The organism is Pseudomonas profundi (assembly GCF_008638305.1).
Lineage (GTDB): Bacteria > Pseudomonadota > Gammaproteobacteria > Pseudomonadales > Pseudomonadaceae > Halopseudomonas > Halopseudomonas profundi.
Genome location: NZ_VTPZ01000005.1, coordinates 141,769 through 161,989, shown reverse-complemented (window position 1 = coordinate 161,989; position 20,221 = coordinate 141,769). Strand labels below are relative to the sequence as shown.

Genomic DNA, 20,221 nt, shown 5'->3' with positions numbered 1-20,221 from the left:
AAAGAGTTATTCCTTGAGTGGGCTCAGGTGTTGTGATGCGGCCCCCTGACCAAAGGGGCAATAATGGCGATTCATTAACTAAAAATTTACAAAAATGAATTTTTTGTTCATTATCGTCCTATAGCTGAGCCTGACAAAGAGGATAAGAGTATGAGTTCAGATAAGGTTGTTTTCCGTGCTGTTGCTGATCGCGGTCGCTGCTGTGGTTATGGCTTGTGCGCTTCGATCTGTCCAGAAGTTTACAAGCTCGATGCTGATGGGCTGGTCTACTTTGAGGATGACAAAGTGACGCCCGAACTGGAAGAGGCCGCGCGTGAAGGTGCCGAAGCCTGCCCTGCCGAGGCCATCTGGCTGGAAGAAATCAAACCCTGAGCATCGCACTCGCTAGCAGATAATAAAATATTTTTGACGAGGTAGATCGCTATGGGACGTCTGGAAGGCAAGGTTGCGCTCATCACCGGAACGGGCGGTGGGCAAGGCAGGGTTGCAGCGCTGCGGTTTGCCCGCGAAGGTGCGATCGTGGTTGGCTGTGATACCAACGAAGCTGAAAACAAGGTGACGGCTGAACTGCTGTCCCAGGAAGGGTTCACCCTTTACGGGTACGCACCGGTCGACCTCGGCGACCATGAGCAGGCCAAGGCCTGGGTCGAGTCTGCCGTAGCCGAACATGGCCGGATTGATGTTCTGTATAACAACGCATCTGCCGCACGCTTTGCGCCGGTACAGGATATGACCATCGAAGACTGGCACTTCACTATTCGCAATGAAGTGGACCTGATCTTCTACACCACCAAATACGCCTGGAATCATCTGGCTGAACGCAAGGGAATGATTCTGAATGTGTCGTCCACCGCTGCTTGGGGTGGTTCCAAAGTAGCCGGTATCTCGGCGCATTCGGCAGCCAAGGGGGCCGTGGTTTCCTTTACCCGCCAACTCGCCGTCGAAGGCGCGCCTGCGGGAATTCGTGCGGTCAGCATCAGTCCTGGTTTTGTCGCCACGCCGGGTACCGCCGCGTTCATGGAAAACCCGGCAGCGCGTGCGGCGCTGCTCGATGGCGTGTTGATGGACAGACCCGGACAACCAGAAGAGGTTGTCTCGCTGGCCGTTTACCTGGCATCCGATGAGGCTTCCTTCATCACCGGATCGGATATCGTCATTGATGGTGGATTGCTGGCTATATAAGCCATCCACCGACATCTGATAGAACGAGGAGAAGCAGATGGATATTATTGGACTGGGTTACATGGGCTTTGAAGCCACTGACCTCGAGGCCTGGCGCGACTATGGCCCGTCGGTAATGGGTTTTGCGATAGGTAAGAATCCGGAAAACGATCCGGACTCGCTGTATTTCCGTATCGATGATCGTCGCCACCGTTTTGCTTTCCACCCTGGCAAGGTTGACCGGCTGGCTTACCTTGGTTGGGAAGCCAAAGGGCGGATGGAATTCAAGGCAGCCTGCCAGACGTTTACCGATGCTGGCGTGGAGTTTACCGTCGGCGATGCGGAGTTGTGCGAGAAGCGCGGTGTCAAAGAGCTGATCCGCTTCTTTGACCCGGTCGGCTTTCGGCATGAGCTGTTCTACGGGCAGAAATGGCTTCCCGATTCCTTTGTGCCTGGGCGCCGTCATGGCGGCTACCTGGCTGACAAGAGAGGCCTTGGCCATGTGGTGCTGATGACTCCCGAGTTTCCGCCGGAACTGGAACATTTCCTCATTAATATCATGGGATTTCACTGGTACGGTTCGGGCGCGGGCAAGGGCAAGACCGGCTTTTTCCGTTCCAAGCTCAACACCTCCACCAGCCACGACATCGCCTATGGACACGCTCCGGGCCGTATGGGGATTCAACACGTCGGCATGTTCGTCGGCAGCCTGCGCGATGTGGGCGAGACCTACGATATCGTGAAGAAGCGCGAGCTGCAGATGATGATGACGCTGGGTCAGCATTCCCAGGACCCACATGTTTCGTTCTATCACTTCAATCCGTCAGGCTTCGCCTTTGAGTGCATCGCTGAAAGTGAGCCATGGCATGACGATGGGTTCGAGCTGAATCCGGAGAAGATGAGTGTGTGGGGCCACGAGCTGGTGGGCCCGATTCTGGGGCCTAGCGTCAAAACCCCGGAAGAGGTTGGCGATCCGGAATTCACCGCCAAGAAGGGCTAGAAATGCGCCTGGCTCGGGTAGAAGATGCGGCGGGAGCGCGATTCTGGGTTCTGTTGCATCCTGATAACGGCACCGGCCAGCGCATCAATGCCCCGTTCTCCCATTGGGCCGGAGAGATCAGCGCCGGCAGTCTCTCGGCGCTCGATCTGTCGGCCACAACGCTCGAGCCGGATACGTTTCGCCTCGTAGCGCCCGTTGAGCCCGGCGCCCGTATATTCGGGGTCGGGCTCAATTATTTGTCGCACCTGACTCGCTTGGGCAGTGCCGCGCCTCCTCATCCCCTCGCCTATATCAAACCGGACTCTGCAATCGTTGATCCTGACGGCGTGATTTTTTACCCAGCGATGACGGCGGAGCTGGATTATGAAATCGAGCTGGTGGCGGTAATCGGCAAGCCGCTTGGCGACGCCGTTGCAGCGTCGTCCTGCGTGATGGGTTATACCGTCGGCAACGATATCAGCGCGCGGGATGCGGGCCGTGCGCTGGGGCGGCTGGATCTGTTCACCCAGAAAGGCATGGATGGCACGACACCTGTCGGGCCCTGGATTGCCACGCTTGATCAGTTGGGCGGCGGTGGTCAGCCGCAGCTGGATATGCGCATGACCATCAACGGCGAGGTTCGCCAGCAGGACAACTCCCGGGAGATGATCTTCACGGTCGATGAGCTGCTGAATTACCTCGATGCGCGCATCACCCTGCGGCCGGGGGACCTGGTGTTCACCGGATCGACCCACGGGGTCGGGCTGGAGACCGGACGTTTTCTCCAGCCTGGCGACATACTGGAGGCACACATCGAAGGCGTCGGGATGCTGCGAAATGAAGTGGGCCCACAGCGCATCCTTGTCACCGCACGACAATCGGGGCGGCTGGGTCATCCCGCTGTTTAGCTTTCCGCCCCAGTCCCCTGACAAGAGGCAGCTATGAATCAAGGGGCAACCTGGTATCCGCTGAAGCACCGTCAGTTTCGTATGTTCTGGAGCGCGGGCGCTGTCATCAACCTTGCCATCTGGATGCAGACGGTAGGTGCTGCCTGGATCATGGCCGGACTGACCGAGTCTGCCTGGATGGTGTCGCTGGTGCAGACCGCCATGACGCTGCCAGTGTTTCTGTTCGGCCTGCCCGGTGGGGTGATCGCCGATTTGGTGAATCGCAAGTACTGGCTGCTGTTCACTCAGTCGGTGATGCTAACCGCCACCACTATCCTGTTTGTGCTGGCCTCCACCGGCGGTCTGAACGCCTGGTGGCTATTGTCGCTGACGTTCTTGCTGGGCACGGGAAGCGCGCTTAGCATGTCGGCGTGGATGGCGGTGACCTTGACGCTGATTCCGCGTGACATTGTGCCGGCGGCGGTCGCGCTCAATGCCATCTCGACAAATGTCGCTCGGGCGTTGGGCCCTGCCATAGCTGGCTTACTGATTGCAGTGGCGGGCCAGGCTTCAATGTTCCTGTTGATCGCCTGTTGTTTCATGGGCGTGATCCTGTTTTTGATTAGCTGGCGGTCTTCGCGGATCATTGACGTACTGCCTCCCGAAACCTTTCTGGGAGGTATGCGCAGTGGTCTGCGCTACATTCGCCATTCGGTGTCGTTGATCAGTTCCCTGAAGCAGGTATTCATCTTTACCAGCTGCGCCAGTGCACTCTGGGCGTTATTGCCGCTGATCGCCAAGGATCAGCTCCAGATGGACGCTGACGGGTATGGCCTGTTGATGGGCGCGCTGGGCGCGGGAGCCGTTATCGCAGCGGTGAATCTGACCCGTGTGTACCGTCTCTTTGCGCTGCGCAAAGTGGTTGTGGCGGGTGCCATTGCCTTCGCTGTGGTCACGGCCGCGGTGTCGCTGACCGAGATCGTGTGGCTGGTCTGGCTGCTTCTGGTCATCGCGGGGATTGCCTGGATGGCGGTAAACGCCACGGTCGCTACCATTGTGCAGACCTGCGCTGCGGACTGGGTCAGAGCGCGCGTCGCTTCGGTATACTTGCTGATGTACATGGGGGCTATGGCTGTTGGCGGGGCGGTGTGGGGCTTGGTTGCGGATTACCTGGGCACGACCAGCAGTCTGCTATTGTCTGCGGCGAGTATCGTTCTGGGGTTATGGTTCACGCGCGACGGGGTTTTCGTGCTGGGTAGCGAGGCCGATTACCGAACCGTTTCGCAGACCGACAAGCTGGTGGTAGCGGCTGAAATCAATCACTCCGATGGTCCGGTTTCGGTCGAGATCAGTTATCGGGCGCCCGCCGGGGTCCAGCGCGAATTCATCAAGTGCGCTTATGCGGTGGGCAAATCCCGACGTCGCAACGGGGCGCGCAACTGGCGGCTTTACCGTGATCTGGCTGATCCGAACCGCTTTGTGGAGCGCTTTATAGTAGAGTCCTGGTTGGGATATCTACGGCAAAGAGATAGAGTTACCCAGGCCGACCAGGCTATGGAAAGAGAGCTGCGGCGGCATCTGATCGAGTCGGATGCATCCACCAGGCGCTACATACACCAACCAAATGCCGATCCCGAATGGCAGTAAAAAATTGATTTAAAAATCCAATTCTTGATATAGAATGATTTGCAGGCCATTATCAAGGGCGACAATTTGGGATCCCATGATCCCTGCGCCGAAGGGGAACTGTAAAAATGGACGCTGAAGTCAATATCAATGACAAAAACGCTGCCAAGTCTTCCTTGGTGACCGTCAAGCCGGTAGTCAATGCTGTTCGCATTCTCCGTTTTCTCAGCCAGGCTGCTGCGCCAGAGCGCTCCGTGGATATCGCCAGGAAGCTGGATATAAATCCCAGCACCTGTTTCAACATTCTCAGAACCCTGGTCGCAGAAGATATGGTCGATTTCAGTCCCATGTCAAAGCGTTATTCCGCCGGGTTGGGCCTGGCCCGTCTGGTTGAGCAATTCGTGACCCAGGGGCAGAAGGTCCAGTTGACCAAGCCGCTGCTGGAAAGCTTCGCTGCTCGCTCGAAGGTGACGGTTACCTTGTGGCGGCGCATGGGCAACGACCGGATCGTCATCGTCAGCTCCGCAGCCTGTCCTACCGACGTGCGGATCGATATGAGCGAGGGCCAGCGGTTGCCGATCCTGATGGGCGCCAGCGGGCGCTTGTTTGCTTCCCAGCTCGACCTCGATCAGCCGCAGTCCAAGGCCATTTTTGACAAGATTCGCTGGGGCGGCGCGCTATCCTACGATGAATATCGTGATCAGGTAACGGAAGCTGCCAGGCTGGGCTGGTCTATCGACGACGGCAATTTCTCGATAGGTATTCTGGCCGTGGCTGCACCGGTTTATTCTCCATCCGATACCATCGACTTCACGGTTTCCGCCGTCATGTTCCGCGGCCAACGTGATGAGGCAGGGATAGCAGAGCTGGGTCAGTCGCTTCGCAATCTGGGCGATGAGTTGAGAAGCGTGCTGTTCTGACTGTCAGTCGCGCACCAGCAACAGACTGCCGCCAAGTGGGCCGCCCCCGGCGGCGGTAACCGCTACGTTGTGGTCGGCAACCTGACGTTTGTCGGCGCGCCCCCACAGCTGCAAACAGGCCTCATGCACGTAGCCCAGACCGTGGGTTCGCCCGCCCGACAGTTGACCGCCATTGGTATTCAGAGGCAGTTCGCCATCCAGCGCGATACGCTGCCCACCTTCGACAAAACGCCCGCTTTCCCCTGTCGGGCAGAGGCCAAGAGCTTCCAGCCAGATCATGGTCAGTATGGAAAAGCCGTCGTAGAGCTGGGCGGAACCCACGTCCTTGGGCTTCAGATCGGTGCGCGCCCACATCATGCGGCCGACATCGAACGCTGCGCCCTGAGTAAGCGAAATCTGATCCCATGACCAGGGTTGGTTTAGCGCTGCACCCATGGCTTCGATCCGGATGGGGGGGTTGCGTCCGTCCTTGGCGACATCACGCCGCGACAGGACGATCGCTGTGGACGCGTCACAATGCACATCGCAGTCGAACATGCGTAGCGGCGTAGAAATCATTCGCGACTGCATATAGTCGTCCATGCTCATCGGCGTTCGATAAACAGCCTTGGGGTTAAGCTGGGCATTGCGCCGGCAGGTGAGTGCGATTTGCGCCAGCTGTTCCGAGGTCGTGCCATAGTCATGGAAATGCCGCTGAGCATACATGGCCATCAGGTTTACGGCCGAGAGCACATTGAAGGGGGTATACCATTGCCAGGCAAAGCTGCTGTCGCGTCCCTGGGTTTTGTTGGTCAGAGCTGAGGCTTGCTTGTTGTGCTGCCGGGTGGAGGATTCGGTGATGGTACGAAACACCAGCACATTGCGGCACATGCCGCTGGCTATGGCCATTACGCCGTTGATGATTCCGGCCAGGGGACCGGGACCCTCATAGCCCCCGCCAAACCAGTTCACGTTCAAGCCAAGCGCGTTCTTTAGCGCATTGGGCCCGACGGGGGAAAAACTGTCCCCGTTGTTGTTATCGCCTGGCCAGCAGGCTACGCCATCGATGTCGTCCCGGGTCAGCCCCGCATCCGCAATGGCTTCAAGGCAGGCATCAGCGGTCAGGCGCATGGCTGACAGCTGCGAAGGGCGGCCAACCTCGGATTGGCCAATACCGGTGATGGCGACATCTTTTTCATACAGACGGTCAAACATGCTCAATCCTTAACAAATAGTGGAAGCCACACATCGTCTTCCTGCTGAAAGTGCACTCTGACGGGCATCCCTATATGGACGTCTGTCACCGGAATGCCTTCGATATTGCTGACAAAGCGAAGATCGGTCTGCTCCGCCAGCTCCACAATGGCAATGACGAAGGGTTCCTGCAGTTCGGGTGTCCAGGGCTGGTGGTTGATCGTGAAGCTGGCCACCTGGCCCTTGCCTGATACCGCCTGCGGGCCCACTTCAAAGCTGTTGCAGGCGGGGCAAACGGGACTGGGTGGGTGAAAGTAACGAGTGCAGGCGCTACAGCGGTGGATCAGCAGTTCGTTGTTTTCACCGCCTTGCCAAAAGGCGCTATTGTCACCGGTGAGGGCTGGCAGCTTTCTCGGCATCGGATAAATCCTGTCTCAACAACCTGGGTAGCCCCAAGGTTAGCATTTGTACATATATTAAAAAAGTGTTCTAATTTAGTTCTGCTGGGCCTCCCACTAGGCTCATTCTAATAAGACTAACTTGCGGAGGACCTCCGATGACTCTTTCCCTGCAAGGCCGCACTGTGATCGTGACAGGCGGCTTTGGTGTGCTCGGTAGCGCGCTGACCAGATTATTGCTTGAGCGGGGCGCCCGAGTAGCGGCCCTGGATCTGAACGAGGTGCCTGCCTCGCTGGCTGCTACCGCCGATTTTCTTCCCTTGGGCAAGGTCAATCTGACCGAAACGGCCTCTGCAGAACAAGCGATGAGCCGGGTGGTCGATACCTTTGGCCATATAGATGCGGTCGTCAATGTCGCCGGCGGCTTCGCCTGGGAAACCTTTGAATCAGGCTCCCTGGACACCTGGGACCGCCTGTATCAGATGAACGTGCGTACCGCCATCGTCAGTACCAAGGCAGCGCTGCCGCATATCCTGAGCGCGGGCAATGGTCGAGTGGTCAATGTCAGCGCGTTGGCTGCCAACAAAGCCGGGCTGGGTGTGTCTGCCTATGCTGCCTCCAAGGCGGGTGTAGCGCGCTTTACCGAGTCGCTCGCCGAAGAACTGAAACAGCGCGATGTAACGGTCAACGCGGTGATGCCAAGCATCATCGATACCCCGACTAATCGGGCTGACATGCCTGATCAGGATTTTGCTGCCTGGGTGACACCTGAAGCGCTATCTGCTGTTATCGCCTTTTTACTGTCGGCTGAAGGGCAGGTCATTACTGGTGCCTGCCTGCCGGTGAGTGGGCGAGTATGAAAGGCTTAATGAGCTGGAGATTGCTGCCATGAGGTTGGTCACTTTTGTAAATAGCGAAGGTTTGGAGCTGGCCGGTGCGTTGATCGAACAGGATCAGTCCGTGCTCGACTTGCAACAGGCTTACACCGAACTTAACGGTGGACGAGCCGCCCCGCTGGCCAGCGTTCTGGCGCTTGCCGAGGCTGGTGAAGACGGTATGCAGCTCGCCCGGAACCTGGTTGCCAAGGCGCCTTCTGCCGCCGTGCAGGCGCGGGCTTCAGTGCGACTTCGGGCGCCTATCCAGCCGCCGCCGCAGATGCGCGATTTTTCCTGTTTTGAGCTGCATCTGCGCCAGAGTTTTGCCGCTGCTCGTCGCCTTCGTGCCATGCGCACGCCAGATCCCGAGGCAACCCTCAAGGCCATGAACACCAGCGCCGATGACCGTGTCATCGACACGTTCAACCGCCAGCCGATCTACTACAAGTGCAACCGCTTTGCGGTGGTAGGTGTGGACGATCAGTTCGAGTGGCCTGCCTATAGCAAGGCGCTGGATTTCGAGCTTGAATTTGGCTGCTATATCGGCAAGCGCGGCAAAGACATCACGCGTGAGAACGCCAGACAACATATCTTCGGCTACACGATTTTCAACGACATCAGCGCGCGTGATGCCCAGGCCAAAGAGATGAGCGGCATGCTCGGCCCGGCCAAGGGCAAGGATTTCGATACCGCTAACATCATGGGTCCCTGTCTGGTCACTGCTGATGAGCTCGAAGATCCCTATGATCTGAATATGGTCGCCCGGGTAAACGGGGAGGAGTGGGGTCGCGGCAACACCCGCGACATGCGCTGGCAGTTCGAAGATGTGATAGCGCATGTTTCCCAGTCCGAGACGCTGCACAGCGGGGAGTTTCTGGGATCAGGCACAGTGGGGAACGGCTGCGGTCTGGAGCAGTTGCGTTATTTGAAGCCTGGTGATGTGGTTGAGCTCGAAATAGACGGAATCGGCCTGTTGCGGACTCAGGTAGGTGAGAAGGGTAATCCGTTCTAAAGAACAGCAGTGCTCTGGCCAGGATCAAGATCAAATTGATACAGATCAATAAAATCTGTTCACAAATTTATTGTAATGTGATTTGCTTGCCAATGAGCCGGAACTTACCAAGGATTCAATAAATTGATGTTTAGCGCGGCCTGATAAGACCCCTAATAAACTGGAGGCGAACATGCTTACTAAAACCAGCCAGGTGCTTTCTGATGGCACCAAGATTTCCGACCTGATTTACCCTGAGACCCGTGAAGTGCAGATGCGCGTGCTGTCGGACCCGGAAATCTATCAGATGGAAATGGAAAAGATTTTTGGCAAGACCTGGGTGTTGCTGGGTCACGAGTCAGAAATTCCCAATGCGAACGATTTCATGGTTCGTGATATAGGCGGCGACTCCGTCATCGTCGCGCGCGACAAGCAGAATGAAATTCATGTCACGCTGAACGTCTGCCCCCACCGCGGCATGCGCGTGGCGCTGACCGACTGTGGTAATGCCCAGATCCACAAATGCATCTACCACGGCTGGGCTTTCCGTCCGAACGGCGACTTCATCGGCTCCCCGGTGAAGCGCGAGTGCATGCATGGCAACATTCTTCCAGAATCCGAGCTTGGCCTGAAAAAAGCCCGCTCGGTCCTCTATGGCGGGTTGATCTTCGCGACCTGGAATATCGACGGTCCTTCGTTCGACGAGTTTCTCGGCGATGCCAAGTGGTACTACGATATTCTCTTCCTGCGCAGCGACAAGGGCATGGAAGTGCTTGGGCCACCGCAGCGTTTCATGGTCAACGCCAACTGGAAGACTGCCGGTGAGCAGTCAGCTGCCGACGGTTTCCATACGCTTACATTGCACCGCTGGCTTGGTGAGGTAGGTAACTACGCCAAGAAGGGCGACGCCGCTGCGGAGGAGAGCGATGAGCCGGATCTGACCCCCGAGATGTACGGCGTCGAGGTGAGTTCTCCCCACGGCCACGCGTTGCGCTGTATTGACCTAGCGCGCAAGATCCGCCGCCTGACCGGTCTGGAGCCTGACGACCTGAGCGTTCAGGAAAAGCTCAATGCGCTGCCGCCAGCCGGCATGACCAAGGACATGGTCGAGCAGTTGGCACGCAACCTGTCAGAGGATCAGCTCAAGGTTCTTACTACTATGCCTCCGCAAGTGGGCGGCATGTTCCCCAACATTCTGTTTGGTTTCGTCTATATCCCGCAGCCGGATGGTTCGGTTGTCGGCTCGATGACGTTGCACACCTACATTCCGCGCGGACCAAACAAACTTGAATTCTGCAACTGGATCTTCGCCGAAAAGGACGCTCCGGAAGAGCTGCGCGAGAAGATGCTCAAGCAGACCATTCAGCTGTTCGGTACCTCAGGCATGGTCGAGCAGGACGATTCGGATACCTGGCCGCACATGACGCTGTCAGCCAAGGGCGCCATGGGCAAGCACATGACCCTGAAGTATCAAGCTATGTATGAAACTGGCAAGCCTGCAGGCTGGCCCGGACCTGGCATCGTCAATGAAGGGTTCACCAAGGACGATACTCAGTGGCACTGGTGGCTCTACTGGAACGAGCTGATGAGCGCTGAATAAACCATTCTCCAGATTATAAGAACAGGAGTTTCTCATGCAGCAGGTTCAAGAAAAAAGCGCCGAAGCCCCGCAGGGTCAGGCTGTCCCGGTCGGATCGGCTGAGTACAACGCCATCCTCACCTTTCTATATGAAGAAGCGGCGCTGCTCGATCAGCTTCGCCTGAGCGAGTGGGGCGAGCTGCTGGCGACGGATCTGGTCTACACCGCACCGTTGCGCCACACCCGGCTGGGCGTTGACCACGCGAAAAGCTTCGTGCGTAGCGTCATGCATTTCCATGACGATTACCGCTCGGTAATGGGTCGGATTCTGCGCCTGTCGGGCAAGAGCGCCTGGGCCGAAGATCCGCCGTCGCGTACTCGTCGGCTGATAACCAACGTATTGGTTCGGGAAGCGGCCAAGAGCGATGAGTTCGAGGTGGTCAGCTATCTGCTGATGACTCGCAGCCGCTTCAGCGAGTCGCATGTCGATGTGATCAGTTGTGAGCGCAGGGACGTGATTCGCCGGGAGGCGGATGGCACCTTCAAACTGGCCAAGCGGGAAGCCCTGCTGGATCAGTCCGTTTTGGGAACCGCCAACCTGGCCGTGTTCCTGTAAGAGTTTGGTTGGGTGCGGTCACACCCAGCCATGCGGAGGATGAAGCCCGCCTTGAAAGAGGCGGGCTTTGTTCTGTCTGGCGGTTGAGTCTGGACGCTAATGTTTCTGATTGCCCGGCTTAAAGCTGCTGAACTGAAAGATTCGGCTCCTTGCCTGCAAACCAGTCCTGATCGCTAGCGCACAGCGCCCCGGGACGACCAGTAAAATCCAGCGTCGAGCCCTTCATGCGCAGCGCTTGCGCGGCTCGAACCGGCTGCTGGGCATAGCACAGGCTGGTTTCCCTCGCATGTTCCATCACGTCCAGGTCATATTCGCGTCCACGGGAAATCGTCGCGCACCGCCGTAACAGCAGGGCGGCCTCCGCTTCCTCTGGATCCAGAGTCTTGATTGCCCAGCCCGCCATGCCCTGGTTCAAATCAACCCCGCTATAGAGTGCCGGCTGTTCTATGAGGGTGCCCTTGATCTGCCATCGCAGACACGGCTGTCCATCGCGGAAAAGAACTGGGGATGTGCGTCCGTCAACTCGTGTCGGTATTTCTACATCGTAGACACGGTGTTCATCCTGCCTGGCCGCGGCGGCAATGGCCAGGCCTGCAAGGTCAAGCATGTGCGTGCATTGATGCCTGCCATCCGTGGCTCTGGTTACACTGTGGGCAATCTCTGACAACTGCATGCCGATCAGGTCTTCCAGGGGCTTGGCTGCGCCGGGGCAGGCCGTATAGGGAAATCGCACGGCGTAGCCGTGAATAGCCGTAACGACTCCTTGCTGATGGCGGATGCTGACCCTGAAATGATGAAAGTCATCCTCCAGCGCTGCGCGAATTTCACCGTCTTTCTGAGTATGAATCTCTACTCGTCGTCGGAAAAGCATATGGATAGCCTTAAGCAAGCAGGATGGATTTAAGCCGGAAAAGCGCCTACAATATGAACATTAACAAAAAAAGTGTCTATTAAGAAGGCTGCGGATATGAGGCTACTTGAAAATAAGGTCGCGCTGATAACGGGCGCCGGTGGCGGTATTGGTGAAGGCGTGGCCCGTTATTTTGCCAAACAGGCCGCTGCTGTGGTGGTAGCGGAGCTGAATGAAACAATGGGCGAAGCCGTTGCTGCCGACATACGTGCGCAGGGCGGTCAGGCCATCTTCTTCAAGACGGATGTGTCGAGCAAGGAAAATATCGCTGCCGCTGTTCAGGCCGCAGTGGATGAGTTCGGTGGGCTCGATATTCTGGTCAACAATGCCTTCGCCCCGACGCCTAACGTCCTGATGGAAGACAAGACGGATGAGATGCTGCAGCAGACCCTCGATACCACTGTCTGGGCAGCCTGGTGGGCGATGCGTGCTGCGCTGCCACACATGCGTAAACGCGGTGGCGGCTCAGTGATCAATTTCTATTCGATCGATACCGAGATCGGTGCCTGGCTGCATGCCGATTACAACACCGCCAAGTCCGCTATTCTTGGGCTTACTCGCAGTGCTGCGGCCGAGTGGGGCCGCTTCAATATCAGGGTAAATGCCATTGCCCCCACCGCGATGGGCGCAACCTTTCACAAGCTTGCAGCAGAAAATCCCGGTTTCGCCGAACGCTCCGCCTCGATGCGCCCGCTGGGTCGCTGCGGCGAGCCTGAAGCGGATATCGGTCCGGTTGTAGCCTTCCTTGGCTCGGAAATGTCTCGCTTTGTCACCGGCGAAACGATCCACGTGGACGGCGGACTGCATTTGCCTGGCTACAACTCCAGGCCTGCCGATATTCCGGTCAAGGAATACTAAAGGCGCTCCAACACAGAAAATCAGCCGAGGCTGACAGGCCCGCCAGTATTTGCTGGTGGGCTTTTTGCTGTAAGGGTCTGGGGCATGGGACTGACTGTCAGCCAACACCGTATCCTCAGGCGCGATCAACACACGCAAGCACGCGGTGGTTGATCGGCGGAGGCCTGCTCAGCGCTTCTTGACGTTGATATCGGTGTCTTCCAGATCCCAGGTGTTGGCCGTCTTGCCTTCATCCCTTAGCTCATATTTGAGCACGCGTCCCTGGGGGTTTTTGGGAAGCGTATCGCGGAACTCGATATAGCGAGGCAGCGCGTAGTAGGGGACGGCATCGGTCGCCCAGTAGAACAGTTCTTCTTCAGTCAGTGACGCGCCCTCGTGCAGGATAGCGGTGACTTTGACGTCATCTTCGCCCTTGTCCGAGAGCACCGCATGAACCGCTACTTCGGATATCGCCGGGTGGACGGCAAAGGCCGATTCCATCTCGAAGCTTGAAATGTTCTCGCCACGACGGCGCAGATAGTCTTTCTTGCGATCCACAAAGAAGAAGAAACCGTCCTCGTCGAATTTACCGATATCACCGGTGTGAAACCACATGTTGTTCATCAGTTTGAGGGTGGCTTCCGGCCGGCGCCAGTATCCCTGAAACATGATGTCGGGTCGCAAAGGACGCACTACGATTTCGCCGGCTACGTTGGTGGGCAGTTCCTGATCATTGTCATCCATGATGCGCACATCGAAATCGGGAATACGTTTTCCCGACGAACCAGGTTTGGCGTATTCGCCTGCAGCCAATGAAGTGATCACGCAGGCTTCGGTTAGCCCGTAACCATTGCCGCCCACCAGAGGCGTGCCGAACCGAGTGCGCCAGATCTCCTTGGTTTCCTCGGTGTAAGGGTTGCCCCGGGCGGTATGGATCTGCCCGAAGCAGCGCTTCATGGATTCGTTGTCGGGGGCCTGGGCGAGCAGACCGCCCATGCCGCCGAGGATGGACGCGATGGTTGCGCCACTGCGTTCCACTTCAGGCCAGAAATTGGAAACCGAGAAGCGCGGCAGTATCGCCGCACGGGCGCCCACCAGAATGCTGGCGATAATGGTCACGCAGAGGGCATTCATATGGAACAGGGGCAGGGGAGTGATGGTCACATCATTTTCATTGGCAGGTCCTGAGCGCAATTGCAGGCGCGCCAGGTTACACATGAAGTTGTAGCTGACCATGCAGCCCTTGGAAGGGCCGGTGGTGCCTGAGGTGTAGATCAGACAGGCGAGATCGGAAGGGGCAGGCTTGTCCTCAATCGCGGTGGTGTCCGTACCGCGATGTTCATCCAGCGGCGCAACAGGCACAGTGCAATCGACTGGCGTTTCCAGCGATCCGCGATGCAGGATGCGCTTCAATACCGAGAGCTGGCCGCTGATGGCTGCAACGCGCTCCATGTAGCCGGCTTCACATATGAGTAACTGGGTGTCGGCATCTGCAATCTGGTGTCGGAGGAACTCGCCGCGTAGCGCGGTATTGATGGGTACGCTCACGGCGCGGAGCTTGTTGATCGCGAGCCAGCACACGACGGCATCAATGTTGTTGTCCAACATGGTAACGACTGTAGCGCCGCGGGTTACACCCAGGGAAGCTAGGGAGTGGGCCAGCTTGGTGGAAAGTAAGTCAACTTCTTGGAAAGTGTATAATTCTCCACTGAAATCGAGCATTACTCGGTCTGGATGGCTTGCAACTGCGCGGTCCAAAGCTGCGATAGCCGTGTCTTGTTCTCCCACGAACCAGGTTTCGGGATTGCCAGTACCGCTCATACGCATCTCCTTCCAATGCGGCTCCAGACGGGAGCCGGACAGCTTTATTTTTGATAGAGAATGGCATTCTATATCTTATTTTTTCTCTTGTCTCTAGCAAGAGTTGAACAGAAAATGCTGAATGTGACTATTTAACCTGCTAGGATGGCATTTACAAGGAAACTGACCGGGGTTGAGTATGCTTGATGAAGAGCTTGACGACACAGTGGTATCTGCTGACGTAGTTCGGGAAGGCGCGGCACTTAAGGCGGGTCGCAGTAAAATCCAGGAGCGCTCAAAGGCAAAAAAGACTACGCCTCGGCTGGCTTCCGGTTCAGGCAAAGCCCGAGCGGTCAAACCGAACAAGCGATCAGAAGAAACCATCAATAGCATTCTGCAATCCACTGAAGAGGTGGTTCTACAGTCAGGGGCGGACAGGATATCCATTCTTGATGTTTGTAAATCGGCAGGTGTGTCGCGGGGTACCTTCTACCGCTATTTTTCCTCCCAGGAAGATTTGCTGGATACCTTTTCGCGGCACAAGCGCGATCACTTTCATCAGGTACTGATGAACACCATTGGTACGGTTGAAGACCCCGAAGCACGGCTCAATGCGTTGATCACCTTTATAGATAATTACCTTGAGCAAAGTCGGGCTCAGCGGTTGCTGCTAGTGGCGCCTGAGTATGCCCTTGGGTTTTTTAGGCGAATATTCCACGATTCGATATTGCGTTTCCAGGATACCCTGGACATCGTCTTTGACGACTGGGATGAAAAGCTCGGAGTCAAGCTGGACCGGGAGCTGATCTGCGAAATGATCATTCGTTATGTTCTAAGTGAAATCCTGGTGCCGGAAAATTCCGGTAGACGTCTGCTTCCCGCACGTGTGAGGCGCCTGGTCGCTTCCCTTACCATGGGTTCTACGTCGCGGACACGGCGCTGACATCATCTGGGGAGGCGCCTGCCTCCCTTGCCTGTGTTTCTCTTGTCAGCCATCCTCCAATAAGCTGTCTGGCCGTTCTTCTGATCCCCCTCCTTCTCGGCTGATAGTCGCGGCCAGCGCCGCGTCTTATTCCTTTTCTGTGGCTATTATTTAGTCGTTATTCCCAAGTTTGTCTTAATTATAGGTTATCGCTGGAACCTTACCCGGTAAGCATCAGAGCGTTTTACGCTCTATATATCCTTTATTTTTCAACAAGATGAATGTTTATGCGAGCTGTTATCCGGGATACCGAGGTGGCGAAATGCGGGCCAAAGGCAGCGCGAAAGACATAAAGAAATTGAACAGTTTTGCGATATATGATCATTTTGTATTATGCTTCTGCATAGGGCGCCGCTCGCTTCGGCCACAAGTGCCTGGCTTTTCTACCAAATAGAACAAAACCGAGGTCTACATCATGCTTATCGATCTTCATGCACATGCGCCACATCCGGAATACTATGACCAGCATCCTCATTGGGGTCCGGCCTTTGAATCACAGCCCGATGGCGACATAAAACTGCGCGTTGGTGAATGGATCCTGTCTCTGGGGGCGCCAGAGCGCAAGGTCGCTTTGCGTGAAGCCCACGCCCGTGGCGAAACGCTTCAGGTTGCTGAATACATGGCGAAATGGGCCGACCCCAAGCATCGCCTCGCCGGGATGGATGCGGCTGGTCAGAATGCCCAGGTCATTTCCGTGCCAAGCCACTGCTACATGTATTGGGCCGAAGCTGAGTTCGGCGTTCCCTTTGCCCGCACGGTAAACGATTCGCTGGCCAAATATTGTTCCGGCGCACCGGATCGTCTGATGTTCTGGGCCCATGCGCCGTTGAACGTACCTGTCGAGGCAGCCAAAGAAATTCGCCGCGCGGTAACCGAACTGGGAGCAAAGGGGCTGGTAGCAGGTGGCTCGAACTTTGGCGGTCTGGAATTCGATTCGCCGGAAATGGATCCAGTCTGGGAAGCGCTGTGCGACCTGGATGTGCCCATGTTCGTGCATGGTTACAACCAGTCAGTGACCTGGGGCAAAGAGGCCAACACTGACCGCTACGAAACCACCGCAATCGTCGGCATGAACTACGATGAAACCAAGTGTTTCTGGTACATGATCAACGGTGGTGTGTTTGATCGCTTCCCGAACCTGAAGGTCTACATCACCCATGGCGGCGGTTACGTGCCTTACCAGCTTGGTCGTATGGCTCAGACCAACCCGAACCTTGATGTGTCCTACAACAAGAAGCCTTTCCTGGAATATCTGCGCAACTTCTATTTTGACGTTGAGCTGCATGAAGTACCCATGCGTCAGGCGATGGTTGAGGTGATAGGTGCTGATCGCGTCCTGTATGGCTCGAACTTCGGCGGCAGTGACGCGGTGCGCCACGATCTGACCTCCGACCTGAAGCTGTCCCAGGAAGATATGGACCGGATTCGCTGGAAGAATGCCTGCGAGTTGCTGCACCTGGATCCTGCCAAGGTAGGCAAGGTGGGTGACCCTGCCAAGACTGCCGGTAAGGTAGGTGCCTGATGAAACTGGCGCGCTGTTCTCTCAAGGGCGGTAAGCCTTTCTGGGCGGTTGTGGATCTGGAGCACAATGAAGTCAACCCAATCCACGGTGACTTTCAGGAGTGGGCTCCACGGGTCGCCGCCGGTGCCGGAATCAGCGCGCTGTCGCTGGCTTCCGCGCCGGTGGCAATGGCCGATGTTGTGTTCTTGCCGCCAATCGATCCGGTCAACCGGGTCGTGGTGGCGGGTGCCAATTACCTGAAACACCTGAAGGATGACTTCGGCCTTGAGGCGCCTGCCCAGCCGGTGGCTTTTCTCAAGGCTTACGGCGCCTTGATCGGCGCCCACGACCCGATCCGTTTTCCTCCGCTTACCGGGGAACTGGACCACGAAGTTGAGTTGGTCGCGGTGATTGGCAGCAGTGAGATCGATCTCCAGAATCCGCTCGCATGCGTGCTCGGTTATACCGTGGGCAATGATGTCAGCGCGCGCGATCTTCAGCGCAGCGGTCCCAAGGGTATCGGTATGGATCTGTTTGCCGCCAAGAGCCAGGACCGCACCACGGGCGTCGGGCCCTGGATCGTCACCAAGGACGAATTTCCCCAGGGTTCACCCAAGCTGCGTCTGACGCTGGCAGTCAATGGTGAGGTTCGTCAGGACGGTACTACTGCGGATATGACCTGGGATGTGGGGCAGTTGATCGCTTTTGTCCAGGCGCGGTCGAGCTTTGCCTGCGGAGATATCCTGTTTACCGGGTCGCCCGCAGGTGTCGGATTGGGGACAGGCCGCTTCCTGAATGCGGGGGACGTTGTTGAAGCCTCGGTTGAAGGCATTGGCACCCTGCGCAACGTGGTCAGTGAAAAAAACGTTTAAAGAGGCTCTTCGAATGAGTGCTGATAAAAGTAACAAGGTTGTGGTTGTCGGTGCCGGCCTAATGGGCACTGGCATCGCTCACGCTTTCGCGAGCTCGGGCTTCGAGACCGTTCTGGTTGATACCAACGCCGAGTCACTCAAGCGAGCCTATAGTGGCATCGAGAAAATACTGGGCGATGGCGTACGCCTGGGCAAGGTCACCGAAGAGGCCGCGCAGGCCGCGTTCGCCAGACTGTCGACCAACGAGAATCTGACCGAAGCCGCTACCGGCGCCCAGGTGCTGGTCGAAACCGTTTCCGAGCAGTTGGCGGTGAAGAAGGCGGTAGTTACCCAGGCGGCGGCGGTAATGGCTGATAACGCGATCATTACCAGCAACACCTCGGCGCTGAGTGTGACCGAGATCGCTGCCTCGATTCCGGCACCTGAGCGTTTCATTGGCATGCATTTCTTCAACCCTGTGCACAAGATGAAACTGGTCGAACTGGTTCGCGGCCTGGCTACCAGCGATGAAACAGTCGCCAGAACCAAGGATCTTTGCGATGCCATCGGCAAAACCTCGATCACAGTCAACGAATCGCCCGGCCTGACCACCAGCCGGATGTCCGCGCTGCTGGGCAACGAGGCGATGTATATGCTTCAGGAAGGCACAGCTACCGCTGAGGATATCGATACGGCGCTACGCATGGGTTTCAACCATCCGATGGGTCCGCTGGAACTCGGCGATCTTACCGGCTGGGACACCCGTCTTTCCGTGCTGCGCTATCTGCACGAAACCCTCGGCGAAAAGTTCCGTCCCTGTCCGCTGATCATCAAGATGGTTGGAGCAGGGCGCCTCGGTCGCAAGACCGGCCACGGCGTATACAAATATGAAGACGGCAATCGGGTTCCGGCTTCCGGGCTCAAGGCAAGCGCATTATGAATGACATCGTCATTGTGGAAGCAGTACGAACCCCGGTTGGCCGCTTTCGCGGCAGCCTGGCCGGGGTACGGGCAGATCACCTTGGATCGCTGGTCATCAATGAATTGCTTCAGCGTACGGGTCTGTCCGCCGAGCAGATTGATGACGTGATCTTCGGTTGCGTGACGCAGATCGGTGAGCAGTCGGCCAATATAGCACGTACCGCTCTGCTGGGTGCGGGCTGGCCGGCTTCAGTGCCTGGCCTGACGCTGGATCGCAAATGTGGTTCTGGCGAGGCAGCGGTGCACGCGGCCATGGGCGCTATTGCTGCCGGTGCAGCGGATATCGTGGTGGCAGGCGGCGCGGAAAACATGAGTCGGGTGCCCATGGGCAGCAATCGGGACCTTCACGGCGAAGCCTTTGGCTGGAAAGCTACCGAGCAGTACGAGCTGACTTCGCAGGGCGAAGCGGCAGAGCGCGTCGCTGAAAAGTGGCAGATCAGCCGCGAAGAACTGGACACCTTTGCCCTGGAAAGCCATCGCCATGCTGCGGCTGCCGTCGATGCAGGGCATTTCGATCGGGAGATCGTGCCGGTGCCGGTGGGCGATTACTGCGAAACGGGTTACGAAGGATTCACTGGCCTGTTCGCCGCCGACGAAACCATTCGTCGCGATACGTCCCTGGAAAAGCTGGCTACGCTGAAAACCAGCTTTCGTCCGGAAAACGGGCGGGTAACGGCTGGGAACTCGTCGCAGATTTCCGATGGCGCCGCTGCGCTGATGTTGATGTCGGCTGAAACAGCCTCACGGCTGGGGTTGAAGGCACGGGCGCGGATCAAGTCGATCACAACGGTGGGCGCTGATCCGACCCTGATGCTGACAGGTCCTATCTCAGCTACCTACAAGATTCTCGCCAAGTCGGGCTTGCAGCTTGCGGACATCGATCTGTTTGAAATCAACGAGGCGTTTGCTTCGGTGCCGATTGCCTGGCTCAAGGAGACCGGCGCTCCGGCGGAGCGCTTGAACGTGAACGGCGGCGCCGTGGCGCTGGGGCATCCGCTGGGTGCCAGTGGTGCGCGAATCATGACGTCTATGCTCAACGAGCTCGAACGTAGGAACGGTCGCTATGCCCTGCAAGCCATCTGCTGCGCGGGTGGCATGGGCACCGCGACGCTGATCGAGCGTCTTCCTTAAGCTGACAGCGCCGATCAAGATCG

At 57.2% G+C, this 20,221-nt stretch carries 20 protein-coding genes; 16 read left to right on the top strand and 4 right to left on the bottom strand.

The genetic code is table 11. From position 1 onward, the window contains the following. Positions 1-150: 150 nt before the first annotated feature. The 6 genes from FZE95_RS08825 (at position 151) to FZE95_RS08800 (ending at position 5,573) form a co-directional block, all read left to right on the top strand. Positions 151-372 (top strand): ferredoxin, encoded by a 222-nt coding sequence (locus FZE95_RS08825; RefSeq protein WP_150300491.1) that lies wholly within the window; start codon positions 151-153, stop codon positions 370-372. A 51-nt stretch (positions 373-423) separates the two neighbouring features. Further along, the gene (locus tag FZE95_RS08820) at positions 424-1,182 is read left to right on the top strand and encodes an SDR family NAD(P)-dependent oxidoreductase (RefSeq protein WP_150300490.1); all 759 of its coding nucleotides are present in this window, start codon (positions 424-426) and stop codon (positions 1,180-1,182) included. Between the two features lie 37 nt (positions 1,183-1,219). Beyond that, positions 1,220-2,161: a VOC family protein gene (locus FZE95_RS08815; RefSeq protein ID WP_150300489.1), complete on the top strand. Its 942-nt coding sequence runs from the start codon at positions 1,220-1,222 to the stop codon at positions 2,159-2,161. A gap of 2 nt (positions 2,162-2,163) precedes the next feature. Beyond that, positions 2,164-3,048 (top strand): fumarylacetoacetate hydrolase family protein, encoded by an 885-nt coding sequence (locus FZE95_RS08810; RefSeq protein ID WP_150300488.1) that lies wholly within the window; start codon positions 2,164-2,166, stop codon positions 3,046-3,048. A 33-nt stretch (positions 3,049-3,081) separates the two neighbouring features. Beyond that, positions 3,082-4,674: an MFS transporter gene (locus FZE95_RS08805; RefSeq protein WP_150300487.1), complete on the top strand. Its 1,593-nt coding sequence runs from the start codon at positions 3,082-3,084 to the stop codon at positions 4,672-4,674. A 107-nt stretch (positions 4,675-4,781) separates the two neighbouring features. Next, positions 4,782-5,573 (top strand): IclR family transcriptional regulator, encoded by a 792-nt coding sequence (locus FZE95_RS08800; protein WP_150300486.1) that lies wholly within the window; start codon positions 4,782-4,784, stop codon positions 5,571-5,573. Positions 5,574-5,576: 3 nt separating this feature from the next. On the opposite strand, the gene FZE95_RS08795 is transcribed toward FZE95_RS08800, so the two are convergent. Together FZE95_RS08795 and FZE95_RS08790 are read right to left on the bottom strand one after the other, a co-directional pair. After that, positions 5,577-6,767, bottom strand: coding sequence for a thiolase family protein (locus FZE95_RS08795; RefSeq protein ID WP_150300485.1), 1,191 nt, complete (start codon positions 6,765-6,767; stop codon positions 5,577-5,579). 2 nt (positions 6,768-6,769) lie between these two features. Beyond that, positions 6,770-7,165 (bottom strand): Zn-ribbon domain-containing OB-fold protein, encoded by a 396-nt coding sequence (locus FZE95_RS08790; protein WP_150300484.1) that lies wholly within the window; start codon positions 7,163-7,165, stop codon positions 6,770-6,772. Positions 7,166-7,302: 137 nt separating this feature from the next. On the opposite strand from FZE95_RS08790, the gene FZE95_RS08785 reads away from it, so the two are divergent. From FZE95_RS08785 to FZE95_RS08770, 4 genes are all read left to right on the top strand, one after another. Further along, positions 7,303-8,004 carry an SDR family NAD(P)-dependent oxidoreductase gene (locus tag FZE95_RS08785; protein ID WP_150300483.1) on the top strand — a complete coding sequence of 234 codons (702 nt, stop codon included), beginning with the start codon at positions 7,303-7,305 and terminating at the stop codon, positions 8,002-8,004. 28 nt (positions 8,005-8,032) lie between these two features. Continuing rightward, on the top strand, positions 8,033-9,031 hold the full coding sequence (locus tag FZE95_RS08780; protein WP_150300482.1) for a fumarylacetoacetate hydrolase family protein: 999 nt from the start codon (positions 8,033-8,035) through the stop codon (positions 9,029-9,031). Positions 9,032-9,203: 172 nt separating this feature from the next. After that, positions 9,204-10,610, top strand: coding sequence for an aromatic ring-hydroxylating dioxygenase subunit alpha (locus tag FZE95_RS08775; RefSeq protein ID WP_150300481.1), 1,407 nt, complete (start codon positions 9,204-9,206; stop codon positions 10,608-10,610). A gap of 34 nt (positions 10,611-10,644) precedes the next feature. After that, a complete protein-coding gene (locus tag FZE95_RS08770; protein WP_150300480.1) occupies positions 10,645-11,205 on the top strand; it encodes an aromatic-ring-hydroxylating dioxygenase subunit beta in 561 nt (186 codons plus the stop codon). Between the two features lie 118 nt (positions 11,206-11,323). Here FZE95_RS08770 and FZE95_RS08765 read toward each other — a convergent pair whose 3' ends face one another. Next, entirely contained in the window at positions 11,324-12,076 is a 753-nt protein-coding gene (locus FZE95_RS08765; RefSeq protein ID WP_150300479.1) for a DUF2889 domain-containing protein, read from the bottom strand. A 96-nt stretch (positions 12,077-12,172) separates the two neighbouring features. Here FZE95_RS08765 and FZE95_RS08760 point away from each other — a divergent pair, with 96 nt between their 5' ends. Continuing rightward, the gene (locus FZE95_RS08760; RefSeq protein ID WP_150300478.1) at positions 12,173-12,973 is read left to right on the top strand and encodes an SDR family NAD(P)-dependent oxidoreductase; all 801 of its coding nucleotides are present in this window, start codon (positions 12,173-12,175) and stop codon (positions 12,971-12,973) included. Positions 12,974-13,141: 168 nt separating this feature from the next. Here the strand turns inward: FZE95_RS08760 and FZE95_RS08755 are convergent, their stop codons facing one another. Next, positions 13,142-14,773 (bottom strand): ATP-dependent acyl-CoA ligase, encoded by a 1,632-nt coding sequence (locus FZE95_RS08755; protein ID WP_150300477.1) that lies wholly within the window; start codon positions 14,771-14,773, stop codon positions 13,142-13,144. A gap of 178 nt (positions 14,774-14,951) precedes the next feature. Here FZE95_RS08755 and FZE95_RS08750 point away from each other — a divergent pair, with 178 nt between their 5' ends. The 5 genes from FZE95_RS08750 (at position 14,952) to FZE95_RS08730 (ending at position 20,198) form a co-directional block, all read left to right on the top strand. After that, the gene (locus FZE95_RS08750; RefSeq protein ID WP_150300476.1) at positions 14,952-15,695 is read left to right on the top strand and encodes a TetR/AcrR family transcriptional regulator; all 744 of its coding nucleotides are present in this window, start codon (positions 14,952-14,954) and stop codon (positions 15,693-15,695) included. 454 nt (positions 15,696-16,149) lie between these two features. Beyond that, positions 16,150-17,256: an amidohydrolase family protein gene (locus tag FZE95_RS08745; protein ID WP_150300475.1), complete on the top strand. Its 1,107-nt coding sequence runs from the start codon at positions 16,150-16,152 to the stop codon at positions 17,254-17,256. Beyond that, the gene (locus FZE95_RS08740; protein ID WP_150300474.1) at positions 17,256-18,107 is read left to right on the top strand and encodes a fumarylacetoacetate hydrolase family protein; all 852 of its coding nucleotides are present in this window, start codon (positions 17,256-17,258) and stop codon (positions 18,105-18,107) included. Before FZE95_RS08745 ends, FZE95_RS08740 begins: the two co-directional genes overlap by 1 nt. A 13-nt stretch (positions 18,108-18,120) precedes the next feature. Then, positions 18,121-19,026, top strand: a complete 906-nt coding sequence (locus FZE95_RS08735) for a 3-hydroxyacyl-CoA dehydrogenase (RefSeq protein ID WP_150300473.1) — start codon at positions 18,121-18,123, stop codon at positions 19,024-19,026. Next, on the top strand, positions 19,023-20,198 hold the full coding sequence (locus FZE95_RS08730; RefSeq protein WP_150300472.1) for a thiolase family protein: 1,176 nt from the start codon (positions 19,023-19,025) through the stop codon (positions 20,196-20,198). Before FZE95_RS08735 ends, FZE95_RS08730 begins: the two co-directional genes overlap by 4 nt. Positions 20,199-20,221 lie beyond the last annotated feature (23 nt).

Excerpts from the sequence above, each read along its gene's own strand:
- FZE95_RS08825 (WP_150300491.1), top strand. The coding sequence starts at position 151 with ATGAGTTCAGATAAGGTTGTTTTCCGTGCTGTTGCTGATCGCGGTCGC.
- FZE95_RS08820 (WP_150300490.1), top strand. The coding sequence starts at position 424 with ATGGGACGTCTGGAAGGCAAGGTTGCGCTCATCACCGGAACGGGCGGT.
- FZE95_RS08815 (WP_150300489.1), top strand. The coding sequence starts at position 1,220 with ATGGATATTATTGGACTGGGTTACATGGGCTTTGAAGCCACTGACCTC.
- FZE95_RS08810 (WP_150300488.1), top strand. The coding sequence starts at position 2,164 with ATGCGCCTGGCTCGGGTAGAAGATGCGGCGGGAGCGCGATTCTGGGTT.
- FZE95_RS08805 (WP_150300487.1), top strand. The coding sequence starts at position 3,082 with ATGAATCAAGGGGCAACCTGGTATCCGCTGAAGCACCGTCAGTTTCGT.
- FZE95_RS08800 (WP_150300486.1), top strand. The coding sequence starts at position 4,782 with ATGGACGCTGAAGTCAATATCAATGACAAAAACGCTGCCAAGTCTTCC.
- FZE95_RS08795 (WP_150300485.1), bottom strand. The coding sequence starts at position 6,767 with ATGTTTGACCGTCTGTATGAAAAAGATGTCGCCATCACCGGTATTGGC.
- FZE95_RS08790 (WP_150300484.1), bottom strand. The coding sequence starts at position 7,165 with ATGCCGAGAAAGCTGCCAGCCCTCACCGGTGACAATAGCGCCTTTTGG.
- FZE95_RS08785 (WP_150300483.1), top strand. The coding sequence starts at position 7,303 with ATGACTCTTTCCCTGCAAGGCCGCACTGTGATCGTGACAGGCGGCTTT.
- FZE95_RS08780 (WP_150300482.1), top strand. The coding sequence starts at position 8,033 with ATGAGGTTGGTCACTTTTGTAAATAGCGAAGGTTTGGAGCTGGCCGGT.
- FZE95_RS08775 (WP_150300481.1), top strand. The coding sequence starts at position 9,204 with ATGCTTACTAAAACCAGCCAGGTGCTTTCTGATGGCACCAAGATTTCC.
- FZE95_RS08770 (WP_150300480.1), top strand. The coding sequence starts at position 10,645 with ATGCAGCAGGTTCAAGAAAAAAGCGCCGAAGCCCCGCAGGGTCAGGCT.
- FZE95_RS08765 (WP_150300479.1), bottom strand. The coding sequence starts at position 12,076 with ATGCTTTTCCGACGACGAGTAGAGATTCATACTCAGAAAGACGGTGAA.
- FZE95_RS08760 (WP_150300478.1), top strand. The coding sequence starts at position 12,173 with ATGAGGCTACTTGAAAATAAGGTCGCGCTGATAACGGGCGCCGGTGGC.
- FZE95_RS08755 (WP_150300477.1), bottom strand. The coding sequence starts at position 14,773 with ATGAGCGGTACTGGCAATCCCGAAACCTGGTTCGTGGGAGAACAAGAC.
- FZE95_RS08750 (WP_150300476.1), top strand. The coding sequence starts at position 14,952 with ATGCTTGATGAAGAGCTTGACGACACAGTGGTATCTGCTGACGTAGTT.
- FZE95_RS08745 (WP_150300475.1), top strand. The coding sequence starts at position 16,150 with ATGCTTATCGATCTTCATGCACATGCGCCACATCCGGAATACTATGAC.
- FZE95_RS08740 (WP_150300474.1), top strand. The coding sequence starts at position 17,256 with ATGAAACTGGCGCGCTGTTCTCTCAAGGGCGGTAAGCCTTTCTGGGCG.
- FZE95_RS08735 (WP_150300473.1), top strand. The coding sequence starts at position 18,121 with ATGAGTGCTGATAAAAGTAACAAGGTTGTGGTTGTCGGTGCCGGCCTA.
- FZE95_RS08730 (WP_150300472.1), top strand. The coding sequence starts at position 19,023 with ATGAATGACATCGTCATTGTGGAAGCAGTACGAACCCCGGTTGGCCGC.